We start from the raw sequence: 21,468 nt of genomic DNA, 5'->3' as shown, positions 1-21,468 counted from the left end.
AAGCGCCCCCTCCGTCTCGACGGAGGGGGCGCTTTCTGGTCCGGAGCTCAGCGCGTCGGGAAGGACCGCTCGGGCGACCCCGTGTACAGCTGCTGGGGGCGGCCGATCTTGGTCTGGGGGTCGAGCTGCAGCTCACGCCACTGCGCGAGCCAACCGGGCAGGCGCCCGATGGCGAACAGCACCGTGAACATACGGGTCGGGAAGCCCATGGCCTTGTAGATGACACCGGTGTAGAAGTCGACGTTCGGGTACAGGCGACGCTCGCGGAAGTAGTCGTCGGCCAGCGCGAGCTCTTCGAGCTCCTTCGCGAGGTCGAGCAGCGGGTCGGTGACACCCAGCGACGAGAGCACCTCGTCGGCCGCGTCCTTGACGAGCTTGGCGCGCGGGTCGTAGTTCTTGTACACCCGGTGCCCGAAGCCCATCAGCTTCACGCCCTCTTCCTTGTTCTTCACCCGCTCGACGAAACGCGAGACACTCTGGCCGGAGTCGCGGATCTGCCCGAGCATCGTCAGCACGGCCTCGTTCGCACCGCCGTGCAGCGGGCCGGAGAGCGCCTGGATGCCGGCCGAGACCGAGGCGAACTGGTTCGCACCGGTGGAACCGACCAGGCGGACGGTCGACGTCGAGGCATTCTGCTCGTGGTCTTCGTGCAGGATGAGGAGCAGCTCGAGAGCCTTCGACATCACCGGGTTGACCTCGTACTCCTCGCTGTGCACACCGAAGTTCAACTTCAGGAAGTTGTCGACGAAGCTCAGCGAGTTGTCCGGGTAGAGGAAGGCCTGGCCCACGCTCTTCTTGTGCGCGTACGCCGCGATCACGGGGAGCTTGGCGAGCATGCGCACCATGTTCAGCTCGACGTGCTCCGGGTTGTGCGGGTCGGTCTGACCTTCGTAGTACGTCGACAGCGCGGCGACCGCCGAAGACAGCACGGACATCGGGTGCGCCGTGTGCGGCAGCGCCGAGAAGAAGCGCTTGAGGTCTTCGTGCAGCAGAGTGTGGCGACGGATCTTCTCGTCGAACTCCGCGAGTTCGGAGGCGGACGGCAGCTCGCCGTAGATGAGCAGCCAGGCCACCTCGAGGTAGCTGGTGGAGCCCGCGAGCTGCTCGATCGGATACCCGCGATACCGCAGGATGCCCTTGTCGCCGTCGATGAACGTGATCTCGGACTTCGTGGAGGCCGTGTTCACGAACCCGTAGTCCAGGCCCGTGTACCCCGTCTGCCGCGTCAGCGTGGAGAAATCGATGCTGTCGTGCCCCGCCGTGCCGCGCAGCACCGGGAATTCGGCGGTCGTGTCGCCGATCGTCAGCTTCGCCGTCTGGTCTGCCGCTGCACTCACGCGGACCTCCTCGTAGTGTCCGAGCCCGCTCGTCGCGGTGCTGTCGGACAAGATCTTGATCAAGCCTGAACTGGCGATCTCACGGCGCTGAAGCGCCAGGTCGGGTCACGACCGAATCGCCTTTACAGCCTAGTAGTCGCGCAGGCCTACTGTGACATCCGCCAAAGGGAAGCCCATTTCAGGGAGAGAACCTATATATCGCCGTCAGAGAGTCGGCGCGCCGCCTCTCTGACGTGCGCGGTCGGCGCCGTGAGCGCCAGCCGGACGTGCTCCCCGGAGTCGGCACCGTAGAAGGGCCCGGGACCGGCGAGGATGCCGAGAGCGGCGAGTCGCTCCATCGACTCCCAGGCATCGCGCCCCTCCGTCACCCAGAGATAGAGTCCTGCCTCGGAGCCGTCGATGCGGAAGCCCGCGGCCTCCAGAGCAGGACGCAGGGCGTCGCGCCTGACGCGGTAGAGCTCCTTCTGCTCCGCCACGTGCTCGTCGTCGCCGAGGGCGACCGCCATCGCGTGCTGCACCGGCGCCGGCGGCATGAGACCGAGGTGCTTGCGCGCCGTGAGAAGCTCGCCGACGATGCGTGCGCATCCGGCCACGAAGGCTGCGCGGTACCCGGCGAGGTTCGATTGCTTGCTCAAGGAGTACACGCTGAGCAGGTTCGCTCGACTCCCGTCCGTCACCCGCGGGTCGAGGATGGAGGGGATCGGCTCGGTCGCCCACTCGCCGTCCCAGCCGAGTTCCGCGTAGCATTCATCGCTCGCGAGCACGGCACCGAGTTCACGGGCACGACGGACGGCGGCGGCGAGTTCGCTCACGGTCCAGGTGCGCCCGTCCGGATTGCCCGGGGTGTTGATCCAGATGAGCTTCGTACCCTCCGGCCACTCCTCCGGATCATCCGCGGGCAGCGGCGTCGCCCCCACGACGCGGGCGCCCACCTCATAGGTCGGGTAGGCCACGCGGGGGTGGACGACGATGTCGCCGTCGCCGAGACCGAGCAGGGTCGGCAGCAGTGCGACGAGCTCCTTCGAGCCGATCGTGGGAAGAACGTTGTCGACACGGAGGTCGGGCACCCCCCGGCGTCGCGCGTACCACTCGACGATGGCTTCGCGCAGGCTCGGCGTTCCGACCGTCTGCGGGTAGGCATGGGCGTCCGTGGCTTCCGCCAGTGCGCGCCGGATGATCTCGGGAGTCGGGTCGACGGGAGAACCGACCGAGAGGTCGATCAGACCGTCCGGATGCCGCGCGGCACGCTCACGGAACGGGATGACGGCATCCCACGGGTAGTCGGCGAGGTCGCGGACGCTCACGGAATGCGCCTACTCGCCCTGCGGCGGGAGAGCGGCGATGATCGGGTGGTCGAACGCGTACACGCCGACCTTGGCTGCGCCTCCGGGCGACCCGATCTCGTCGAAGAACTCGACGTTGGCCTTGTAGTAGTCCTGCCACTCGTCGGGAAGGTCGTCTTCGTAGTAGATGGCTTCGACCGGGCACACCGGCTCGCACGCACCGCAGTCGACGCACTCGTCAGGGTGGATGTAGAGCGAGCGTTCGCCCTCGTAGATGCAGTCAACGGGGCACTCGTCGATGCAGGCGCGATCCTTGACATCGACGCACGGGAGGGCGATCACATACGTCACCCCCTCAGTCTACGACTCGCGGGGCTCGGGTTCCTGCGCGGCTGGCCCCTCGGTGCGAACGGGAAGACGCCGAACGGACGGCCACGCGACGACCAGCAGCACGATTCCGGCGACCAGATAGGTCCAGATCTGTCCGGCGAACGAGGCCGGAACCACGACGGATCCTCCGGGCCCTTCGCCGGAGATCAGCACCAGCATGCCGATCATCCCGAGACCGGCGGCCACGGCCGCGCCCCTGTCGTGGGTCAGAGCGCGGACGGCGATGAGGATGGCCGCGCAGGCGATGGCTGCCACGATCATGCCGATCGGGATCGGGCCCCACATCACACTGTGGCTGATGGTGCCGGCGATGCCGTAGACACCGCCCACCAGGGCGGCAGCGATCCATGACAACACTCTCGACATCCAGCTCACGCGCACCTGTCGATCTTACCGACGAGGCCCCGACGAACAGGCGGAGGGGCGCAGCATCAGCCGGCGAGGCCGAACAGGCGCAGCAGGGCGGCGACCAGCGCGGCCGCCACGACGACCACTAGGAACGACTGCCGCAACCACAGGAGCCCACCGGCGACCAGCAGTGCGGGCACACGTGCATCCACGATGATCGCCTGCCCATCGCCGAGGGTCTGGACGGCCACGAGGGCGGCCAGCAGCGCGACCGTCAGAAGATCCGAGATGCGGGCCGTGCGTGGCGCCTCGAGCACCCGGGGAGGAACGAGGTAGCCGGCGGCCTTCAGCGCCAGACAGATCAACGCTGCGAGGAGGATCGCGCTCCACAGGCTCATGAGCTCACCTCCGACCCCGCACCCGACGATGGGCGGCCCGGCGCGGTCGGACGCCCCATCCAGTTGAACCAGCCGACCGCGATAGCGACGACCGCGGCGACGAGCACGGGCAGGCCGGGCATCAGGAACGGAGTGAGGGCCGCGGCGACGACCGCCGCGGCGATGCCGACCGCGATGGCCTGGCGCTGCTGGAGACGAGGCCAGAGCAGAGCCAGAAAGGCGGCGGCTGCCGCCGCATCCAGCCCCCATGTCCGAGGATCTCCGAGCACATCCCCCACCAGCGCTCCGATGAGGGTGGTGATGTTCCAGCCGACGAAGATGCCGATCCCGGTCACCCAGAAGCCGACCTGTCGCAGCCGTGGGTCGCCCTGCGATATCGCCACCGCCGTCGACTCGTCGATCGTGAAATGGGCGGCCGCCGCCTTACGGACGGGACCTCCCCCGACGATCGGCGACATCCGCATGCCGTAGGCGACGTTGCGGACGCCGAGGAGTGCCGCCGAAGCGACCGCCGATGGCAGGGCCGCAAGCCCCCCGGCCGTGAAGACGCCCACGAAGGCGAACTGCGATCCGCCCGTGAACATCAGCAGACTCAGCACACAGGTCTGCCAGACGTCCAGGCCCGATGCCACGGCGAGCGCACCGAACGAGACACCGTACGCACTGGTCGCGATGACGACCCCGAGCGCTTCGCGCCAGACCTCACGCTCCGCGGTCATCAGGCATCCCGCGCATTGTCGTTCGCTCTACTGAACACATGATCATAATTCTGAACAGTCGAGATCGGATAGTCAAGCGAACGAACGTTTGACATGATGAACACATGGAGGAACTCCGCACACGTATCGCCCGCACCCTGCGCCGGGAGCGAGAGACCGCAGGCCTGTCGGTCTCCGAGCTCGCTCGACGCGCCGGCATCTCCAAGGCGACCGTCTCCCAGCTCGAGAGCGGCGCCGGGAACCCCAGCGTCGAGACGCTGTGGGCTCTCGGCGTCGCGCTGGGCGTGCCCTTCGCCGTGCTGGTCGATCAGCAGGCGAACGCACCGACGCTCATCCGCGCCGACGATCTCGCCGGCGTCCCCTCCTCCGCCGCGGCGTACAGTGCGACACTGCTGTCGGCGAGCCCGCCGGGAGCCCGCCGTGACATCTACCTGATCCAGGCCGAGCCCGGCGATGCCCGCCGTTCCGATCCTCATCACCCCGGGACGATCGAGCACGTGATCCTGATGGCCGGGCAGGCGCGGATCGGCCCGGCGGGTGAACCGGTGCTGCTGAACCCCGGCGACTATCTCACGTACCCCGGCGATGCCCCGCACATCTTCGAGGCGACCGCATCGGGAACCAGCGCCGTGCTCATCTCCGAGCTGCGCTGACCGTCATTCCGGACCGGCGGCCGGAGACGGGTCGGGGATCTCGTGCGGCCGGTATTGCGGCAGCCGCGAGGCCGGGAGGATCGCCAGCGCGCTGACCCCCGCCAGCAGCAGCAGGCCGAGCTTGAGCGTGCCGAGCCGCGATTCCTCGTTCACCACCACCGCCGCGTCGATCTGCGCGGGCGTCGCGTCGGTCGCTTCGAGCGCGACGCGCAGGTCGTCGTTGCTGATGAAGTTGAGATTGTCCATGTCGACCTGGGCGACGAGCGACGGGGGCAGCTCGGGGTGCTCGACCACGGCACGACCGACACTGAGTCCGAGGAGCGACACCAGAAGTGCGCCCGCCAGCGCGGTGCCGACCGCCGATGCGAGGTTCTGGGTGGTGCCGCGCAGCGACCCGACGTCACCGGCGAGCTCGGCGGGGGCTGCGGTCACGAGCACGTTGAACACCAGCGTGACGAGCGCGCCCTGACCGATGCCGAACACGATGAGCCCGACGATGGTCGGGATCGTCTCCCAGTTGTTGTTCACGACGAACGACAACCACACCAGGGCGACCGTGGTGAGGATGAACCCCACGACACCGATCGTGCGTGGAGGGAAGCGCCGGTACAGTCGCACCACCAGGGTGGCCGTCACGAAGACGGTGAGGTTGAACGGCATCATGGCCATGGAGGTGTCGAACGGCGTACGGCCCTGCACGATCTGGATGTAGAGCGGGATCGTGAAGTTCACGCACGCCTCCAGCGCGACCACGATGAACATGGCGTACACGGCGGCCCGCTCCCGCGAAGAGCCGAGGACGCTCAGGTCGATCAGGGGCACCTTCCCCTCCGCCATCCGCTTCCTCGTCCACAGGAAGAACGCCTGGCCGAGCACGAGGCCGACGACGATGAACACGGGAGCGGGCGAGAGGCCGAGGATGTTGAAGGGAGCGTCGGTCGTCGCCGCCACGGCACCCCAGGAGTTCAGGTTGTTGAAACCCAGCGTCAGCAGCACGATCGCCGCTCCGATCAGCAGCGACGCCACGAGGTCGATGCGGATCGAGGCGTCACCGCGATCACCGCGCAGGGTGAAGCTCAGCGCGAAGACCACCACGGCGATCCCCAGAACGATGAAGAACATCGGGCGCCAGCCGACCAGCGTTCCCAGGGTGCCGCCGATGAGGAAGGCACTCACCCCCGAGATCGCGCGGGCCGAACCGATCGCGCCGATGGCGGTCGCCTGCTGCGGTCCGCGGTAGTTCTCGGCGATGAGTGCGACGATCGACGGCACGATGATCGCCGCGGCTGCTCCCGCGACCGCCTGGCCGGCGATCGCCCACCACACGGTGGGAGCGAGGATCATCATGACCGAGGAGCCTGCGAACAGCGCGATCACGATCCGGAAGATGACGACCCAGCCGATCCGCTGGCCGAGTTTCGCTCCGGTCATCACGAGGGCGGCCACCGCGAGGCCGTACATGACGATGGTGGTGCTCGCGACCGTGGGCGGAACACCGAATTCGCTCACCATGCCGCCGAGCGAGATCGGCAGCGCCGCCACGTTGAACGACATCAGCACCTGAGCGAGGAACAGGCTGACCATCGGCAGCCACGAGGTCTTGGTCGGGCTCTGCACCGGCTGGATCATGAGTGCTCCTGCGGTGCGGTCGAGAAAGCGGGTGGGTCTCTGCGCGCCGGGGCGGAGGCGAACAGGTTCAGCCCCAGGACGCGCGACAGATAGCCGATCGCCATCTGCGATCGGATCGAGTTTCCGGCCTCGTCGAGCCGTGGCGAGAAGCCGGCCACCGCGCCCTTCCCGGGGGCGACCGCGACGACGCCTCCGGAGACGCCGGACTTCGCCGGGAGCCCGATCTCGAACAGCCAGTCGCCGGAGCGTTCGTACAGCCCTGTCGACGCGACCACGGCCAGGGTGTCTCGGCACACCTCTTCCGAGACGACCCGCTCACCGCTGACGGGGTTGACTCCCCCGTCGGCGAGCGTCGCCCCCATCACCGCCAGATCGTGAGCCGTCACGGCCAGAGCACACTGACGCGTGTAGACGTCGACCACCTCATCGGGATCCCCCTCGAGCCGACCGTAGCTGCGCAGCAGACGCCCCAGCGCACGATTGCGGTCGTTCGTCTCCGCCTCCGAGGCATAGACGACGCCGTCGAGGCTCAGCGGCCGCCCGGCGAAGGCCGAGAGTCCTTCCCGCACGCGCTCCCACTGCTCGACGGCGGTGCCGCCCGGCATGAGCGCGGTCGTCGCGATGGCACCCGCGTTGACCATCGGGTTCATCGGGTGCCCATCGTTGAGCTCGACCGCCATCACGGAGTTGAACGCGAGTCCGGTGTTGTTCACGCCGACGATGTCGCGCACACGTTCGTGGCCGTGCTCCTGGATCGCCAGTGCGTAGACGAACATCTTCGAGATCGACTGGATGGAGAACGGGTGCAGGGCATCGCCGGCGTCGTGCAGCCCGCCGCCGACCTCGATCACCACCAGCCCGAACAGTTCCGGATCCACCTCCGCAAGCACGGGGATGTAGTCGGCGACGCCGCCCGAGTGCTCGCACGCGTAGCGGGAGTGCGCCTCGCGTACGAGCTCCTCGACGCGATCCCATCCCGGCAGGGTGCCGGTGGACACCTCCTGCGGAACACCGCGCCACGCCGTCGGGTCGAGCACATCTCCTCCTCGGATCCGTGACGCCCCCAGCCGTCAGAGTCACCGTAGCGCTCGACGGCCGCCTTCGGCTAGAGAATCCTCGGCGGGATGACCCGGGGTCAGTACCAGTTCATGGCCTGGGAATGCGACCACGCACTGCACGGCGTTCCGTACACCGATGAGATGTATCCGAGACCCCAGGCGACCTGGGTGGCCGCGTTCGTCTGCCAGTCGGAGCCCGCGGACGACATCTTGCTGCCGGGAAGGGCCTGCGGGATGCCGGTGGCGCCGCTCGGGTTGTACGCCTGGTAGTTCCAACCGGACTCCTTGTTCCACAGCGAGTTCAGGCAGGAGAACTGATCGCCGCCCCATCCGTAGGTGCTCGACATGATCTGCTGCGCGGCTGCCTTGGCGCCCTCCGGGGTGTTGGCTGCGGCCAGAGCAGCTGCGGCCTGCTGTTCCGCCGCGGCCTGCGCAGCGGCCTGCTCCGCCGCGACCCTGGCTGCCTCCTCCTCGGCCTGCTTCTGCTGCGCAGCGGTGAGCGCGCTCCGAAGCTCGTCGGTATCGGAGACGACGTTCGCCGTCTCCTCTTCGACCTCGTCGGCGAGGACCCCCACCAGGAGCACCGGCGTCACGTCGATGTCGTCGAGTTTGTCGATGTCCTTCTGCAGGTCGGTGGTGTCGACGGACGTCACCGCGCCGACGTCGAGCCCGGACGCGACGACCTCGGATTCCAGCGTGGATGCCGCCGTCGCGGCATCCTTCGCCTTCGCCAGCGTGGCGGCCGCATCCTCGGTGATCTGCGCGAGGGGTTCTGCACCGGCCAGCGCGGGGGCGGTGACGGCCACCGCGGGGTTGATGGCTCCGACCGCCGGCGCGGACGCGAGGCCGACGCTGAGGGTGATGCCGACCAGGGTGGCGGAGGCGAGGCCGAGGAGGGTCATGGGGCGGTGGGCGGCGGAACGGGCGGACGCCGCCGCGGAGGCGCGCCGAAGCGCACGGGTTTTCTGAAGCATGGGTTCGACTTTCGGGTGGTCGTACGCCCTTGCAGGAGACTCATCGGGAGCTCGTCCCAGGCGCAAGTCAACCACTCTGAACCACGAACCTGAGCGAAAACCATCCCTCACCTGGGATTTACATGAGAAGAGGGCCTCGTGCACGCCTTCCGGCGGCACGAGGCCCTCTCACTCGGAGCTTCGCCGAGTGTGGTCTCAGACGTTCGCGTCCTGACGCTTCAGACGAGCGGTCTCCCGCGCGCGGGTGTTCGCGTCGAGGTTCACCTTGCGGATGCGGACGACCTCGGGGGTCACCTCGACGCACTCGTCGTCGCGGGCGAACTCGAGGCTCTCCTCCAGCGTCAGCTGGCGCGGAGGCGTCATCGACTCGAAGGTGTCGGAGCTCGCCGCACGCATGTTGGTGAGCTTCTTCTCCTTGGTGATGTTCACGTCCATGTCGTCGGCGCGGGAGTTCTCGCCGATCACCATGCCCTCGTAGACCTCCTGCGTGGGCTGCACGAAGAACGACATGCGCTCCTGCAGGGCGATCATCGCGAACGGGGTGACGACGCCCTGGCGGTCGGCGACGATGGAGCCGTTCTGACGCGTCGTGATGGAACCGGCCCACGGCTCGTACCCGTGCGAGATCGCGTTCGCGATTCCGGTACCACGCGTGGTGGTGAGGAACTCGCTACGGAAGCCGATGAGGCCGCGCGACGGGACGATGAACTCCATGCGCACCCAGCCGGTGCCGTGGTTGGTCATGTTCTCCATGCGACCCTTGCGGTTCGCGAGCAGCTGGGTGATCGCCCCGAGGTGCTCCTCCGGAGTGTCGATCGTGAGGTGCTCGAACGGCTCGTAGGTCTTGCCGTCGATCTTCTTCGTGACCACCTGCGGCTTGCCGACGGTGAGCTCGAAACCTTCGCGACGCATGTTCTCGACGAGGATGGCGAGGGCCAGCTCTCCACGGCCCTGCACCTCCCACGCATCCGGACGCCCGATGTCGACGACCTTGAGCGAGACGTTTCCGATGAGCTCCTTGTCGAGACGGTCCTTGACCATGCGAGCAGTGAGCTTGTGCCCCTTGACCTTGCCCATGAGGGGCGAGGTGTTGGTGCCGATCGTCATCGAGATGGCGGGGTCGTCGACCGTGATGGCCGGCAGCGGGCGCACGTCCTCGGGGTCGGCGATGGTCTCGCCGATCGTGATGTTCTCGAAGCCGGCGATGGCGACGATGTCGCCGGGACCGGCGGACTCGGCGGGGTAGCGCTCGAGCGCGCGGGTCTTCAGGAGCTCGGTGATACGCGCGTTCTGGTGCGTGCCGTCGGAACGGACCCAGGCCACGGTCTGGCCCTTCTTCAGCGTGCCGTTGAAGACGCGCAGCAGCGCCAGACGGCCGAGGAAGGGGCTGGAGTCGAGGTTCGTGACCCAGGCCTGCAGCGGGTGCTCGTCGTCGTACTCCGGAGCGGGAACGTGCTCGAGGATCGCCTCGAACAGCGGCTCGAGGTCGTCGTTGTCCGGCAGCGAACCGTCGGCGGGACGGTTCTGCGATGCCGCACCGGCACGACCGGAGGCGTAGACCACCGGAACGTCGAGGAGCGCGTCGACATCGAGGTCGGGCACATCGTCGACCAGGTCGGAGGCGAGACCCAGCAGCAGGTCGTGCGCCTCTTCCTCTACCTCCGCGATGCGGGCGTCAGGACGGTCGGTCTTGTTGACCAGGAGGATGACGGGGAGCTTCGCCTCGAGCGCCTTGCGCAGCACGAAGCGGGTCTGCGGCAGCGGACCCTCGCTCGCGTCGACCAGCAGCACGACACCGTCGACCATGGACAGGCCGCGCTCGACCTCGCCACCGAAGTCTGCGTGACCGGGGGTGTCGATCACGTTGATCGTGATCTCCTTGCCCTGGGCGTGCTTGCCCTTGTATGTGATCGCCGTGTTCTTGGCGAGGATCGTGATGCCCTTCTCACGTTCCAGGTCGTTCGAATCCATGGCGCGCTCATCGACGTGGGCGTGTTCGCCGAAGGAGCCCGTCTGACGCAGCATGGCGTCGACGAGAGTGGTCTTGCCGTGGTCGACGTGCGCGACGATCGCGACGTTGCGGAGGTCAGAACGGAGGGCGTGCGCCATGCAGGTGTCCTAAAAGATGTGGGGTTTCGCCGGGAAGCCGACGTTCCAGGATAACGCAAGCTCAGGGCTTGTTCCTGAAAAGCAGGTCGTAGCATCGAGATCGTGACCCGACCGCAGGCTCCGTGGGACCTCCCCGACCTCTCCCCCGCTCCCTCCCGCGCACGACTGTGGTGGGAGATCGCCATCGTCCTCGCGCTGGGCCTCGGCCAGTCGGCGGTATACGCGATCGTGCAGCTCGCCTACCGGCTCACCGACGAGACCCCCATCGCCGACCAGGTGGCCGCGCTCAACCCCTCGCGAAGCGACCGGGAGATCTTCGACCTCATCTACCAGGTGCTCGCCATCGGCTTCTCCCTCGTCCCCGTCCTGCTGGTGTGCTTCCTGCTGTGGCATTCGCGTCGCCCGCACCTGGCGCGGCTGGGGCTGGACGGCACGGGGATCGCGAAGGATGTCGGACGTGGGGTGCTCCTCGTCCTGGCCATCGGAATCCCCGGACTCGGCCTCTACCTCGCCGGCCGCGCCCTCGGGCTCACGGTCGCGATCGACCCCGCAGGGGTGGGCGCTTTCTGGTGGACCGTTCCCGTCTTGCTGCTGGCCGCCGCCCGAGCCTCCCTGCAGGAGGAGTTCGTCGTGCTCGGCTATCTCTTCACCCGGCTCCGGCAGCTCGGGTGGAGTCCGTGGGCGATCATCATCTCCACGTCGATCCTCCGCGCGAGCTATCACCTCTACCAGGGATACCCCGCCTTCATCGGGAATCTGGTGATGGGGCTGCTCTTCGGCTGGCTGTACCAGCGCACGGGCCGACTGATGCCGTTCCTCGTGGCGCACTTCGTGATCGACGCCGCCGCGTTCGTCGGGTATCCGTGGGCGGCGGCCACCTGGCCCGAGCTGTTCGGGTTGCCCGGCTGAGTGTTGGACCCCGGGCACGTTCTCCTCCCCTCGGCGGGTATGTCCTAGCCTGGGTGCTTCCAGTGACGGAACACGGAGGGATGTCCTATGAAGATGAATCGGATGACCAAGGCGGGGGCCGCGATCGCGATAGCGGCAGGGCTCACGTTGCTGAGCGTGGCGCCCGCGTCGGCCAGCGTTTTCGGGCCGTACTCGTCGGCAGCGCAGTGCAACGCCGATCGCACCGACTACGTCCGAGGTGGCGGGAAGGCAGCGCCCTGCATCCCGGGAACCGGCGGCTGGTATTTCCAGTCCTACTGAGCGCCATCGCACGGGAGGGCGGGCGCACAGCCCGTCCTCCGTGCGTTGACAGGCTGTGACGCCCACCCTAGGCTCGGGGCACCCACGACGACGTGGGCACGACAATCCGGGGGGATTCGATGAAGAAGAAATTGTCCGCAACAGCCGCAGGTATCGTCCTGGTCGCAGGCATGGTGTTCGGTGGGGCTGCCGGCGCGCAGGCCGCCACGTGGTTCGGCCCGTTCACGGACCTGTCCTACTGCCAGGCCGAACGACGGGTCTTCATGCAAGAGGGCTACAGCGTCGGATCGTGCGTGCATCGCGCCGGTCAGCCGGGCTACTGGTTCTCCTACTCCTGAAAAGGGCTCGACCTCTGGAAGGGGCTCGACGCACATGAAGATGCGCCCCCTGCCCTCACGGAGAGGGCAGGGGGCGCATGTGTCGAGGGGCAGAACTCGTTCAGCCCGCGGCGACGATCAGTACGGCGACAACCGCCCAAAGGACGATCACGCCGAGCGCGAGCAGCGCGCTGGTGTCCCAGGAACGGCGGATCGGCGCGCTCGCACCATGCCCCGCCGCCGCCTGCCAGCGGTCTCGGATGTCGGTGAAGCTGCGCAGCGAGGTCGAGACGCTGGTCTCCTCGTCGCGCATCTTGCTGCGTCTCGGCCGGGCATGCGCCGGTCCGCCCCAGCAGGTGAGCTCCGTGTCGTCGTCGAAGGAGAACTTCAACTGCCACTCGAGATCGATGTCTCGAACCCGGTGCCAGCCGAAATCCGTCCGTCGCAGCATGTTCTGCACCTGCGCCCCGTCATCGCGGATGCGGACCATCGACACGTAGCTGATCTCGTAGACGATCCACAGGCCGAGAAGCACCCAGGGAGCCAGCAGCAGTGTCTGCGTCCATCCGCCCCGCACGACGGCGTCCCCGAGGAGGAAGACCGCGAGCGCGAGGCTCACGACCATGACGACCGTGCCCGAGGACGAGCGGAAAGTCCGCTCGTCCTCGGGAGAGTTCAGCCTCGCCACGATCAGAGGCCGCCCAGAGGGATCGACGCACCGGGGATGGCCTCGAGCAGGCGGCTCGTGTACTCCTGCTTCGGGTTCGCGAAGGTCTCATCGACCGTGCCCTGCTCGACGATCCGGCCGCGCTCCATGACGCAGACCAGGTCGCTCGAGACACGCACGACCGCGAGGTCGTGCGTGATGAACAGGTAGGTGAGCCCGAGCTCGGTCTGCAGATCGGCCAGCAGCTTGAGGATCTGGGCCTGGACGAGCACGTCCAGAGCCGAGACGGCCTCGTCCAGCACCACGATGTCCGGCTTGAGTGCCAGCGCGCGCGCGATCGCGACGCGCTGACGCTGTCCGCCCGACAGCTCACTGGGATAGCGCGTCGCCAGATCCTGCGGCAACGACACCTGATCGAGCAGCTCGCGCACGCGCTCGCGCCTCGACGCACGATCGCCGACACCGTGGATCTCGAGCGGCTCCGCGATCGTGTTCTCGAGGTTGCGCAGCGGATCCAGAGACCCATACGGATCCTGGAACACCGGCTGCATGCGACGACGAAGACCGAACGACTGCGCCCGGGAGAATCCGGACACGTCCATGCCGTCGATCTCGATGGTTCCCGAGGTGGGTTCCTCGAGCTTGAGGACCATCTTCGCGACGGTCGACTTGCCCGAGCCCGACTCGCCGACCAGCGCCAGCGTCTTTCCCCGCGGGATCTCGAACGACACGTCGTCCACAGCACGGAACATCTCACTGCGGAAACCACCCTGGCGGATGCGGTAGTCCTTCGTGAGAGCAGCGACGCGAACGGTCGGCGGGATATCGGCGAGGTCGTCGAGCGTTTCCACGCCGCGGTCCTCGACCACGGCCTGGATGCGCTGCGATGCCACGCTCGGCGCTGCGGCGACCAGGCGCTTCGTGTACGGATGCTGCGGGTTCTGCAGGATCTCCTTGCTCGGACCCGACTCCACGATCGAGCCGTTCTGCATCACGATCAGCCGCTCCGCGCGCTCGGCTGCGAGACCGAGGTCGTGGGTGATCAGCAGCATCGAGGTGCCGCGGTCGCGCGTCAGGCTCGCCATGTGGTCGAGGATCACGCGCTGCACGGTGACATCGAGCGCCGACGTGGGCTCGTCCGCGATCAGGAGCCGCGGGTCCGCAGCCAGTCCGATTCCGATGAGCGCACGCTGGCGCATTCCGCCGGAGAACTGGTGGGGGAACTGACGCAGCCGCTTGGCCGCGTCGGCGAGCCCCGCCTGCTGGAGCACCTCGATCGCGCGGGCGCGCACCGCAGCACGGCCCTGAGCGAGGCCGTTCGCACGAACCGCCTCCTCCACCTGGAAGCCGATGCTCCAGACGGGGTTGAGGTTCGACATCGGGTCCTGCGGCACGTAGCCGATCGCCTTGCCGCGAACCCGCTCCATCTCCCGCTCGGAGAGGGTGGTGAGCTCCTGCCCCTCCAGCGTGATGCTGCCGGAGGTGATCCGCCCCGTGCCCGCGAGGAGCTTGATGATCGATGTCGCGGCCGTCGACTTGCCCGAACCGGACTCGCCGACGATCGCGACCGTCTCTCCCGCCATGACATCGAAGCTGATGCCGTGCAGGACCTGTCGTGTGCCGTTCTGCGTGTCGAACGCGACCGTGAGATCGCGAACGCTCAGCAGCGGAGCTGTCGATTCGTTCATCGGCGTGCCCTCGCCCTCGGGTCGAGGGCGTCTCGGATGAGCTCGCCCAGGAGGATGAACGCGAGCACCGTGATGGTGAGCGCGATCGACGGATAGATCAGGGCCATCGGCGCGACGCGCAGGGAGCGCTGCGCCTGGCTGATGTCGTTGCCCCAGGACATGACGTCGCTGCCGAGCCCGACACCGAGGAAGCTCAGTGTCGCTTCGGCGACGATTCCACCGGCCAGAGCCAGCGTCGCCAGGACGAGCAGCGGCGCGAAGGCGTTCGGGATCACATGCGACATCAGGGTGCCGAAGCGCCCCTTGCCGAGCGCGGCCGATGCCATCACGAAGTCCGCCTGTTTCACTCTGAGCACTTCCGCTCTGACGACGCGCGCGGTCGCAGCCCACGCGAATCCACCGATCGCGAGAGCGAGGGTGAAGACGTTGCGGTACTGCGCGAACACCGTCATCACGACAACCGCCGCGAGGATGTAGGGGATCGAGAAGAAGATGTCGCCGACGCGGGAGAGCACCGCGTCGAGCCATCCACCGTAGTAGCCGGCGAGCGCACCCATGATCAGTCCGAGAGTCGAGCTGATGATGGTCGCCAGAAGACCGACACTGATCGACGTGCGCGAGCCCCACACGATGCGCGACCAGATGTCGCAGCCCTGGAACGTGTACCCGAGAGGGTGGCCCGCAGCCGGTCCGGCATTGGAGTTCGCGAGCTCGCACTGGTTGTTCGGCGGCGTCTGCGTGAAGAGCGTCGGCCACAGAGCCATCAGCAGGATGAGCGCGACGATTCCGAGGGAGATCCAGAATGACGGCCTGCGACGCAGATCCGTCCAGGCGTCCCGCCAGAGGCTCGCGGGCTTGCCTTTGACGTTGATGGCATCCGTCGGCGGCTGTTCGGCCACCACCGGTGCGACGTAGTGGGTGGGACGGTCACTTGACATAGCGGATCCTCGGGTCGAGCAGCCCGTAGAGCAGGTCCACGAGCAGGTTGACGAGAACGTAGATGATGACGAACACCGTCACGAACGACACGATGGTCGGTCCTTCGTGCCTCAACGTCGCCTGGAACAGGGTCTGTCCCACGCCGGGAATGTTGAAGATGTACTCCGTCACGGTCGCTCCGACGAGGAGCACACCGAAGTTCGTCGCCGAGTTGGTGATCACCGGGATCAGGGAGTTGCGCAGCACGTGCACGGGGATCACGCGGTTGCGTGACAGCCCCTTGCCATAGGCGGTGCGGACCCAGTCCTGGTTGAGGGTGTCGAGGACAGATCCACGCATCAGCCGCATGCTCGTCGCATACAGGCTCAGACCCAGCACGATGGCGGGCAGCCACAGGTCGCCCCAATCGTTCTGACCGCCCACCGTCGGACGGAACCAGCCCAGCTTGATCGCGAGGAAGTACTGCGCGAGGAAGGCGACGACGAAGATCGGCATCGAGAGGAACACGAGCGAGATGATCAGCGACACATGGTCGAAGAACTTGCCCTTGCGGAGCGCCGAGAGCGTTCCGATGATGATGGCGAGCGTGAACTCGATCGCGATCGCCATGATGGCCAGGCGTCCGGTGATGGGAAGCGTGCGCGCGAGGACGGTGCTCACGGACTCACCGGAGAACGTCGTTCCCATGTCGCCCTTGAAGACGCCGGTGATGTAGTAGAAGTACTGGACGAGGAACGGGTCGTCCAGGTGGTACTGCGCTCGGATCGTGGCGAGCAGCTGCGGGCTCGGCGGTTTGTCACCGAAGAGCGCCGCGATCGGGTCACCCGGCATCAGGAAGACGAGCGCGTAGATGAGAAGCGTCGCACCGAAGAAGACCGGGATCAGCTGGAGAAGTCGCCGCAGGGTATAGGCGAGCATCCTTGCTCCTTTCGTGGAGTCGGAGTCAGCCGGAGTGCACGACGCGAGGCGGTGACGTCGCCGCCACCGCCTCGCTGCCGTTCACTCCAAGGACCTACTCGGCCTTGGTGATCTCGTAGTAGAGCGGAACAGAGTTCCAGCCGACGGTGACGTTGTCGACGTTGTCGCCGAAACCGCCGATGGAGTTCTGGTACCAGAGCGGGATGACGGGAAGGTCGTTGAACAGGATCTCCTGGACCTTCTCGTACGCCGCGTTGGCGTCGTCAGCGCTCGTCGCCGCTGCACCCTCTGCGAGCAGTGCATCGACCTCCGGGTTCGAGTAGTCACCGTCGTTGGACGATGCGCCCGTGCCGTACAGCGGCTGCAGGAAGTTGTAGACGGCGGGGTAGTCGCCCTGCCATCCGGAACGGTTCGCCGTCTGGATCGTGCGCTTGCCGGCGTCGTCACGAGCGTTGACTGCAGCACGGAGCGTCGCGAGGTCGACGTACGGTGCACCCGACGCCTCGATGCCGAGAGTGTTCTTCAGCGAGTTCGAAACCGCGTCGACCCACACCTGGTGTCCACCGTCGGAGTTGTACGCGATCTGGAACGTGCCGGACCACGGCGCGATGGCGTCAGCCTTCGCCCACAGCTCCTTGGCCTTCTCCGGGTCGTACTTCAGCACGTCGGAGCCGGGAACGCTGTCGCTCCAGCCGTCGATGACCGGCGTGGTGAAGTCGCTCGCGGGGGTACGCGTGTCGGCGAAGATCTTGCTCGTGATCTCCTCACGGTTGATCGCCAGCGAGATCGCCTGACGACGGAGCGTGCCCTCTTCGCCCGAGAAGTGGGCGAGCTGGCCACCGATGGTGAACGACTGGAAGATGGCTGCGGGCTGGTTGGTCGCCCGCTCGCCGAGCTCGTCCTCGAACACCGCGAGGGAAGCCTCGGGGATCTGGTCGATGACGTCGATGTTGCCGCCGAGAAGGTCGGCGTATGCGCCCTCGGGAGCCGTGTAGAACTTCAGCGTGAGGCCGCCGTTCTGCGCGACGCGCTCACCCTTGTAGTCGTCGTTCTTGACCAGGTCGATCTGGACGTCGTGCTGCCAGGCACCGTCCTTGGCGAGCATGTACGGACCGTTGCCGATCGGGTTCTCACCGAAGGCGTCCATGTCCTCGAAAGCCGCGTCGGGGAGCGGGTAGAACGCCGAGTAGCCCAGGCGGGTCACGAAGTCGGATGCGACATCGCTGCTCAGGTCGATCGTGAAGGTCTGGTCGTCGACCTCGGTGAGGCCGGTGAGCTCGGAGTCCGCGTCGGGGTTGAAGCCGACGATGTCGGCGAACCAGGACTGGTTCAGCTGAGCGTTGGAGAGCTGTGCGCCGTAGTTCCACGCGTCGATGAAGTTGTGAGCGACGACGTCTTCACCGTTGGTGAACTTGTGGCCCTCCTTCAGCTTCACGGTGACCTTGTTCGGGGCGTCGACGGTGATCGACTCGGCCATGTCGTTGACGAGGGCGCCGTCGCCGTCGTAGAAGGCGAGGCCGGCGAAGATCGAGTCGAGGATCTTGCCACCACCGACCTCGTTGGTGTTGGTCGGGATCAGCGGGTTCTCCGGCTCATTGCCGTTCGCCGAGATGATGGCCGACGTCGAGCCCTTGGAGCCCTCGTCGCCCGAGTCGTTCCCGCCTGCACAACCGGCCAGCGCCAAGGCGCCGATCACGAGCAGAGCGCTGCCCGCGAGGGCAATCCTGTTTCTTTTCACTTTTCGTCCTCCTGTGGACAGTGCTGAGTCTGCGCGCTCACCATCGAACACGCAGGGATACCTGAGCGTAACCCGCCGCTTCGCTCACAGCCGCCTTCAGCTAACGAACTGTTACTGAGTGGTGACCATCTGTAACACCGGAGAAACACCGCGACACACAAGACGGTGTCGCGCTTCCGCACGGAAGCGCGACACCGTCTGCTCAGACGAGCACGAGGCTCAGGCGAAGGCCTCCACAGGCGGGCAGGCGCACACGAGGTTGCGGTCGCCGTACGCCTGGTCGATGCGGCGCACCGGCGGCCAGTACTTGCCGGCGACGAGCGCGTGAACGGGATAGGCGGCGTCCTCGCGCGAGTAAGCGTGGTTCCACTCCCCCGCGATGAGCGACACCGCGGTGTGCGGCGCGTGCACCAGGGGATTGTCGTCCGCAGGCCAGCGTCCGGCGGCCACGGCCTCCGCCTCGGCCTTGATCATGACCATGGCCTCGATGAAGCGCTCGATCTCGTCGAGGTCCTCCGACTCGGTCGGCTCGACCATGAGGGTGCCCGCGACGGGGAACGACATGGTCGGCGCGTGGAAGCCGTAATCGATGAGGCGCTTGGCCACGTCGTCGACCGTGATGCCGGTCGCCTCCTTGAGCGGACGCAGGTCGAGGATGCACTCATGAGCGACGCGGCCGTTCTCACCGGTGTACAACACCGGGAAGTGGCTGCCGAGACGCTCCGCGATGTAGTTCGCCGAGAGGACGGCAGCGGCGGTGGCGCGACGCAGTCCGTCGGCGCCCATCATGCGCACGTACGCCCACGAGATCGGCAGGATGCCCGCGGAGCCGTAGGGAGCCGCGGAGATCACCCCGCCCTCGAACGTGTAGCCGCCGAAGTGCTCGGCGCTCTGTGCGAGCGGGTGCGAGGGAAGGAACGGCGCGAGGTGCGACTTCGCCGCGACCGGACCGATGCCGGGGCCGCCGCCACCGTGCGGGATCGCGAACGTCTTGTGCAGGTTGAGATGCGAGACGTCGCCGCCCAGGTCACCGAAGCGCGCATAGCCGAGCAGGGCGTTGAGGTTGGCGCCGTCGACGTACACCTGCCCACCGGCGTCATGCACGGCGGCCGTGATCTCCACGACCTGCTCCTCGTACACACCATGCGTGGAGGGGTAGGTGATCATCAGGGCCGACAACTCGTCGGCGTGCTGGGCGATCTTCGCGCGCAGGTCGTCGAGATCGACGTTGCCGAGTTCGTCCGTCGCGACGACGACGACCTTCATGCCGGCGAGCACGGCCGAAGCCGCGTTCGTGCCGTGTGCCGACGACGGGATGAGGCAGACCGTGCGATGCGTGTCGCCGTTCGCGTGGTGGTACCCGCGGATGGCGAGGAGACCCGCCAGCTCGCCCTGCGAACCGGCGTTCGGCTGCAACGAGACCGCGTCGTAGCCGGTGACCTCGGCGAGCCAGCCCTCGAGCTGACCGATGAGCTCGAGGTAGCCCTGCACATCGGCGGCCGGAGCGAACGGGTGGATGCCCGCGAACTCGGGCCACGTGATGGCGGCCATCTCGGTCGCGGCGTTGAGCTTCATGGTGCACGATCCCAGGGGGATCATGCCGCGATCGAGCGCGTAGTCGCGGTCGGAGAGGCTCTTCAGATACCGCATCATGGCGGTCTCCGAGCGATGCGAGTGGAAGACCGGGTGCGTGAGGTACTCGTCCTGACGCCGCAAGTCGTTCGGGAGCGCCCGCAGCTTGTCGTTGCCGAAGAGACCGAACGCCCGCTCGTTCTTGCCGCCGAAGACCATGGCGACCTGGTGCAGCTCGCCGAGAGTCGTGGTCTCGTCGACCGCGATGCCGACCGTGTCGGCGTCGGCGACGTGCAGCAGGATGCCGTAGCCGTCGTGCGCCTGCGCGGCGTACTCGGCCGCCCGACCGGGAACGCGCACCTGCACGGTGTCGAAGAACTCCGCGTGCACGACCTCGGCACCGGAATCGACCAGCCAGTCACGCAACAGGGCGGCCTTCGCCGTCGTCTGGGTCGCGATCTCGCGCAACCCGTCGGGGCCGTGGTACACCGCGTACATCGATGCCATGACGGCCAGCAGCACCTGGGCGGTGCAGATGTTCGACGTCGCCTTCTCGCGACGGATGTGCTGCTCGCGCGTCTGCAGCGAGAGCCGGTACGCGGGCTTGCCGTCGGCATCCACCGACACTCCCACGAGTCGACCGGGCAGCTGACGCTCGAGGCCGGAGCGGACCGCCATGTAGCCGGCGTGCGGCCCGCCGAAGCCCATCGGCACGCCGAAGCGCTGGGTCGTGCCGACCGCCACGTCGGCGCCGAGGGATCCGGGCGAGGCGATCAGGGTGAGTGCGAGCAGATCCGCCGCCGCGACGGCGAGAGCACCGGAGAGGTGCGCGGCGTCGAAGACGGCGGACGGGTCCCAGACCCGTCCGGATGCCCCGGGGTACTGGACGAACACGCCGAACAGGTCGGCGGGCAGCTCCTCGCCAGCGGCGAAATCGACCGTGACGATCTCGATACCCAGCGCCTCCGCACGCGTGTCGAGCATCGCCCTGGTCTGCGGGAGGGCATCGGCGTCGACCGCGAACACGGTCGACGCCGACTTCGAGGCACGACGGGCGAGCAGCATCGCCTCGACGACCGCGGTCGACTCGTCGAGCATCGACGCGTTGGCCGTGGTCAGCCCGGTGAGCTCGGCGACCATCGTCTGGAAGTTGATGAGCGCCTCCAGACGCCCCTGGGAGATCTCCGGCTGGTACGGCGTGTACGCCGTGTACCAGGAGGGGTTCTCCAGCACGTTGCGCTGGATCACCTGCGGCGTGATGGTGCCGTAGTATCCCAAGCCGATCATCGGGCGGTTCACGGTGTTGCGCGACGCGAGCGTCCGGAGCTCGGCGAGAGCCTCGGTCTCGCTCGCCGCCGACGGGATGAGCGAGGGCGCATCCGTGGCCTCGGCAGACGGGCCGGTGTAGATCGACGCCGGCACGGCCTGGCGCATGAGCGCCTCTACCGGGCTCAGCGCAGAGTCGGCTGCGGTGGTGTCGAGACCGAGGGCGGCGAGCATCGTGCGCTGCGCGGCATCCGTG

General features: G+C 67.3%; 20 protein-coding genes. 4 read left to right on the top strand and 16 right to left on the bottom strand.

What is annotated here, in order from left to right; translation table 11 throughout:
* Positions 1 to 47 precede the first annotated feature (47 nt).
* The 6 genes from L687_RS30600 to L687_RS30575 all read right to left on the bottom strand — a co-directional run bounded on the left by L687_RS30600 (position 48) and on the right by L687_RS30575 (position 4,475).
* Complete coding sequence (locus tag L687_RS30600) at positions 48 to 1,337, bottom strand: citrate synthase (protein WP_046398932.1); 1,290 nt, start codon at positions 1,335 to 1,337, stop codon at positions 48 to 50.
* 191 nt (positions 1,338 to 1,528) lie between these two features.
* Positions 1,529 to 2,641, bottom strand: coding sequence for a succinyldiaminopimelate transaminase (gene dapC / locus L687_RS30595; RefSeq protein WP_021199611.1), 1,113 nt, complete (start codon positions 2,639 to 2,641; stop codon positions 1,529 to 1,531).
* A 9-nt stretch (positions 2,642 to 2,650) separates the two neighbouring features.
* The gene (fdxA, locus tag L687_RS30590; RefSeq protein ID WP_021199610.1) at positions 2,651 to 2,971 is read right to left on the bottom strand and encodes a ferredoxin; all 321 of its coding nucleotides are present in this window, start codon (positions 2,969 to 2,971) and stop codon (positions 2,651 to 2,653) included.
* A 9-nt stretch (positions 2,972 to 2,980) separates the two neighbouring features.
* Complete coding sequence (locus L687_RS30585; protein ID WP_052514691.1) at positions 2,981 to 3,391, bottom strand: hypothetical protein; 411 nt, start codon at positions 3,389 to 3,391, stop codon at positions 2,981 to 2,983.
* A gap of 50 nt (positions 3,392 to 3,441) precedes the next feature.
* A complete protein-coding gene (locus tag L687_RS30580) occupies positions 3,442 to 3,756 on the bottom strand; it encodes an AzlD domain-containing protein (protein ID WP_021199608.1) in 315 nt (104 codons plus the stop codon).
* On the bottom strand, positions 3,753 to 4,475 hold the full coding sequence (locus tag L687_RS30575; protein WP_021199607.1) for an AzlC family ABC transporter permease: 723 nt from the start codon (positions 4,473 to 4,475) through the stop codon (positions 3,753 to 3,755). Before L687_RS30575 ends, L687_RS30580 begins: the two co-directional genes overlap by 4 nt.
* 104 nt (positions 4,476 to 4,579) lie before the next feature.
* Here L687_RS30575 and L687_RS30570 point away from each other — a divergent pair, with 104 nt between their 5' ends.
* Positions 4,580 to 5,128 (top strand): helix-turn-helix domain-containing protein, encoded by a 549-nt coding sequence (locus tag L687_RS30570; protein ID WP_021199606.1) that lies wholly within the window; start codon positions 4,580 to 4,582, stop codon positions 5,126 to 5,128.
* A gap of 3 nt (positions 5,129 to 5,131) precedes the next feature.
* On the opposite strand, the gene L687_RS30565 is transcribed toward L687_RS30570, so the two are convergent.
* The 4 genes from L687_RS30565 to typA all read right to left on the bottom strand — a co-directional run bounded on the left by L687_RS30565 (position 5,132) and on the right by typA (position 10,898).
* The gene (locus L687_RS30565; protein ID WP_021199605.1) at positions 5,132 to 6,757 is read right to left on the bottom strand and encodes an MFS transporter; all 1,626 of its coding nucleotides are present in this window, start codon (positions 6,755 to 6,757) and stop codon (positions 5,132 to 5,134) included.
* Positions 6,754 to 7,794 carry a glutaminase A gene (gene glsA / locus L687_RS30560; RefSeq protein WP_021199604.1) on the bottom strand — a complete coding sequence of 347 codons (1,041 nt, stop codon included), beginning with the start codon at positions 7,792 to 7,794 and terminating at the stop codon, positions 6,754 to 6,756. Before glsA ends, L687_RS30565 begins: the two co-directional genes overlap by 4 nt.
* Before the next feature lie 98 nt (positions 7,795 to 7,892).
* A complete protein-coding gene (locus L687_RS30555; protein WP_021199603.1) occupies positions 7,893 to 8,789 on the bottom strand; it encodes a hypothetical protein in 897 nt (298 codons plus the stop codon).
* A gap of 195 nt (positions 8,790 to 8,984) precedes the next feature.
* The gene (typA, locus tag L687_RS30550) at positions 8,985 to 10,898 is read right to left on the bottom strand and encodes a translational GTPase TypA (RefSeq protein ID WP_021199602.1); all 1,914 of its coding nucleotides are present in this window, start codon (positions 10,896 to 10,898) and stop codon (positions 8,985 to 8,987) included.
* A 102-nt stretch (positions 10,899 to 11,000) separates the two neighbouring features.
* On the opposite strand from typA, the gene L687_RS30545 reads away from it, so the two are divergent.
* The 3 genes from L687_RS30545 (at position 11,001) to L687_RS30535 (ending at position 12,445) form a co-directional block, all read left to right on the top strand.
* The gene (locus L687_RS30545) at positions 11,001 to 11,807 is read left to right on the top strand and encodes a CPBP family intramembrane glutamic endopeptidase (RefSeq protein ID WP_021199601.1); all 807 of its coding nucleotides are present in this window, start codon (positions 11,001 to 11,003) and stop codon (positions 11,805 to 11,807) included.
* Between the two features lie 87 nt (positions 11,808 to 11,894).
* Positions 11,895 to 12,107, top strand: a complete 213-nt coding sequence (locus L687_RS30540; RefSeq protein WP_021199600.1) for a hypothetical protein — start codon at positions 11,895 to 11,897, stop codon at positions 12,105 to 12,107.
* Between the two features lie 119 nt (positions 12,108 to 12,226).
* Positions 12,227 to 12,445 (top strand): DUF3693 domain-containing protein, encoded by a 219-nt coding sequence (locus L687_RS30535; protein ID WP_021199599.1) that lies wholly within the window; start codon positions 12,227 to 12,229, stop codon positions 12,443 to 12,445.
* Between the two features lie 100 nt (positions 12,446 to 12,545).
* On the opposite strand, the gene L687_RS30530 is transcribed toward L687_RS30535, so the two are convergent.
* From L687_RS30530 to gcvP, 6 genes are all read right to left on the bottom strand, one after another.
* A complete protein-coding gene (locus L687_RS30530; RefSeq protein WP_021199598.1) occupies positions 12,546 to 13,112 on the bottom strand; it encodes a hypothetical protein in 567 nt (188 codons plus the stop codon).
* A 2-nt stretch (positions 13,113 to 13,114) separates the two neighbouring features.
* A complete protein-coding gene (locus tag L687_RS30525) occupies positions 13,115 to 14,779 on the bottom strand; it encodes a dipeptide ABC transporter ATP-binding protein (protein ID WP_021199597.1) in 1,665 nt (554 codons plus the stop codon).
* Entirely contained in the window at positions 14,776 to 15,717 is a 942-nt protein-coding gene (locus tag L687_RS30520; RefSeq protein WP_021199596.1) for an ABC transporter permease, read from the bottom strand. The genes L687_RS30525 and L687_RS30520 overlap by 4 nt, the downstream gene beginning before the upstream one ends.
* A complete protein-coding gene (locus L687_RS30515) occupies positions 15,707 to 16,636 on the bottom strand; it encodes an ABC transporter permease (RefSeq protein ID WP_021199595.1) in 930 nt (309 codons plus the stop codon). The genes L687_RS30520 and L687_RS30515 overlap by 11 nt, the downstream gene beginning before the upstream one ends.
* A gap of 94 nt (positions 16,637 to 16,730) precedes the next feature.
* Positions 16,731 to 18,374, bottom strand: coding sequence for a peptide ABC transporter substrate-binding protein (locus L687_RS30510; protein ID WP_031207229.1), 1,644 nt, complete (start codon positions 18,372 to 18,374; stop codon positions 16,731 to 16,733).
* A gap of 219 nt (positions 18,375 to 18,593) precedes the next feature.
* Positions 18,594 to 21,446, bottom strand: a complete 2,853-nt coding sequence (gene gcvP, locus L687_RS30505; RefSeq protein ID WP_235045224.1) for an aminomethyl-transferring glycine dehydrogenase — start codon at positions 21,444 to 21,446, stop codon at positions 18,594 to 18,596.
* Positions 21,447 to 21,468 lie beyond the last annotated feature (22 nt).

Origin of the sequence: Microbacterium maritypicum MF109, assembly GCF_000455825.1 — a bacterium.
Lineage (GTDB): Bacteria > Actinomycetota > Actinomycetes > Actinomycetales > Microbacteriaceae > Microbacterium > Microbacterium maritypicum_A.
The sequence above is the reverse complement of the archived record's forward strand: the minus strand, read 5'-3'. Positions and strand labels throughout refer to the sequence as shown.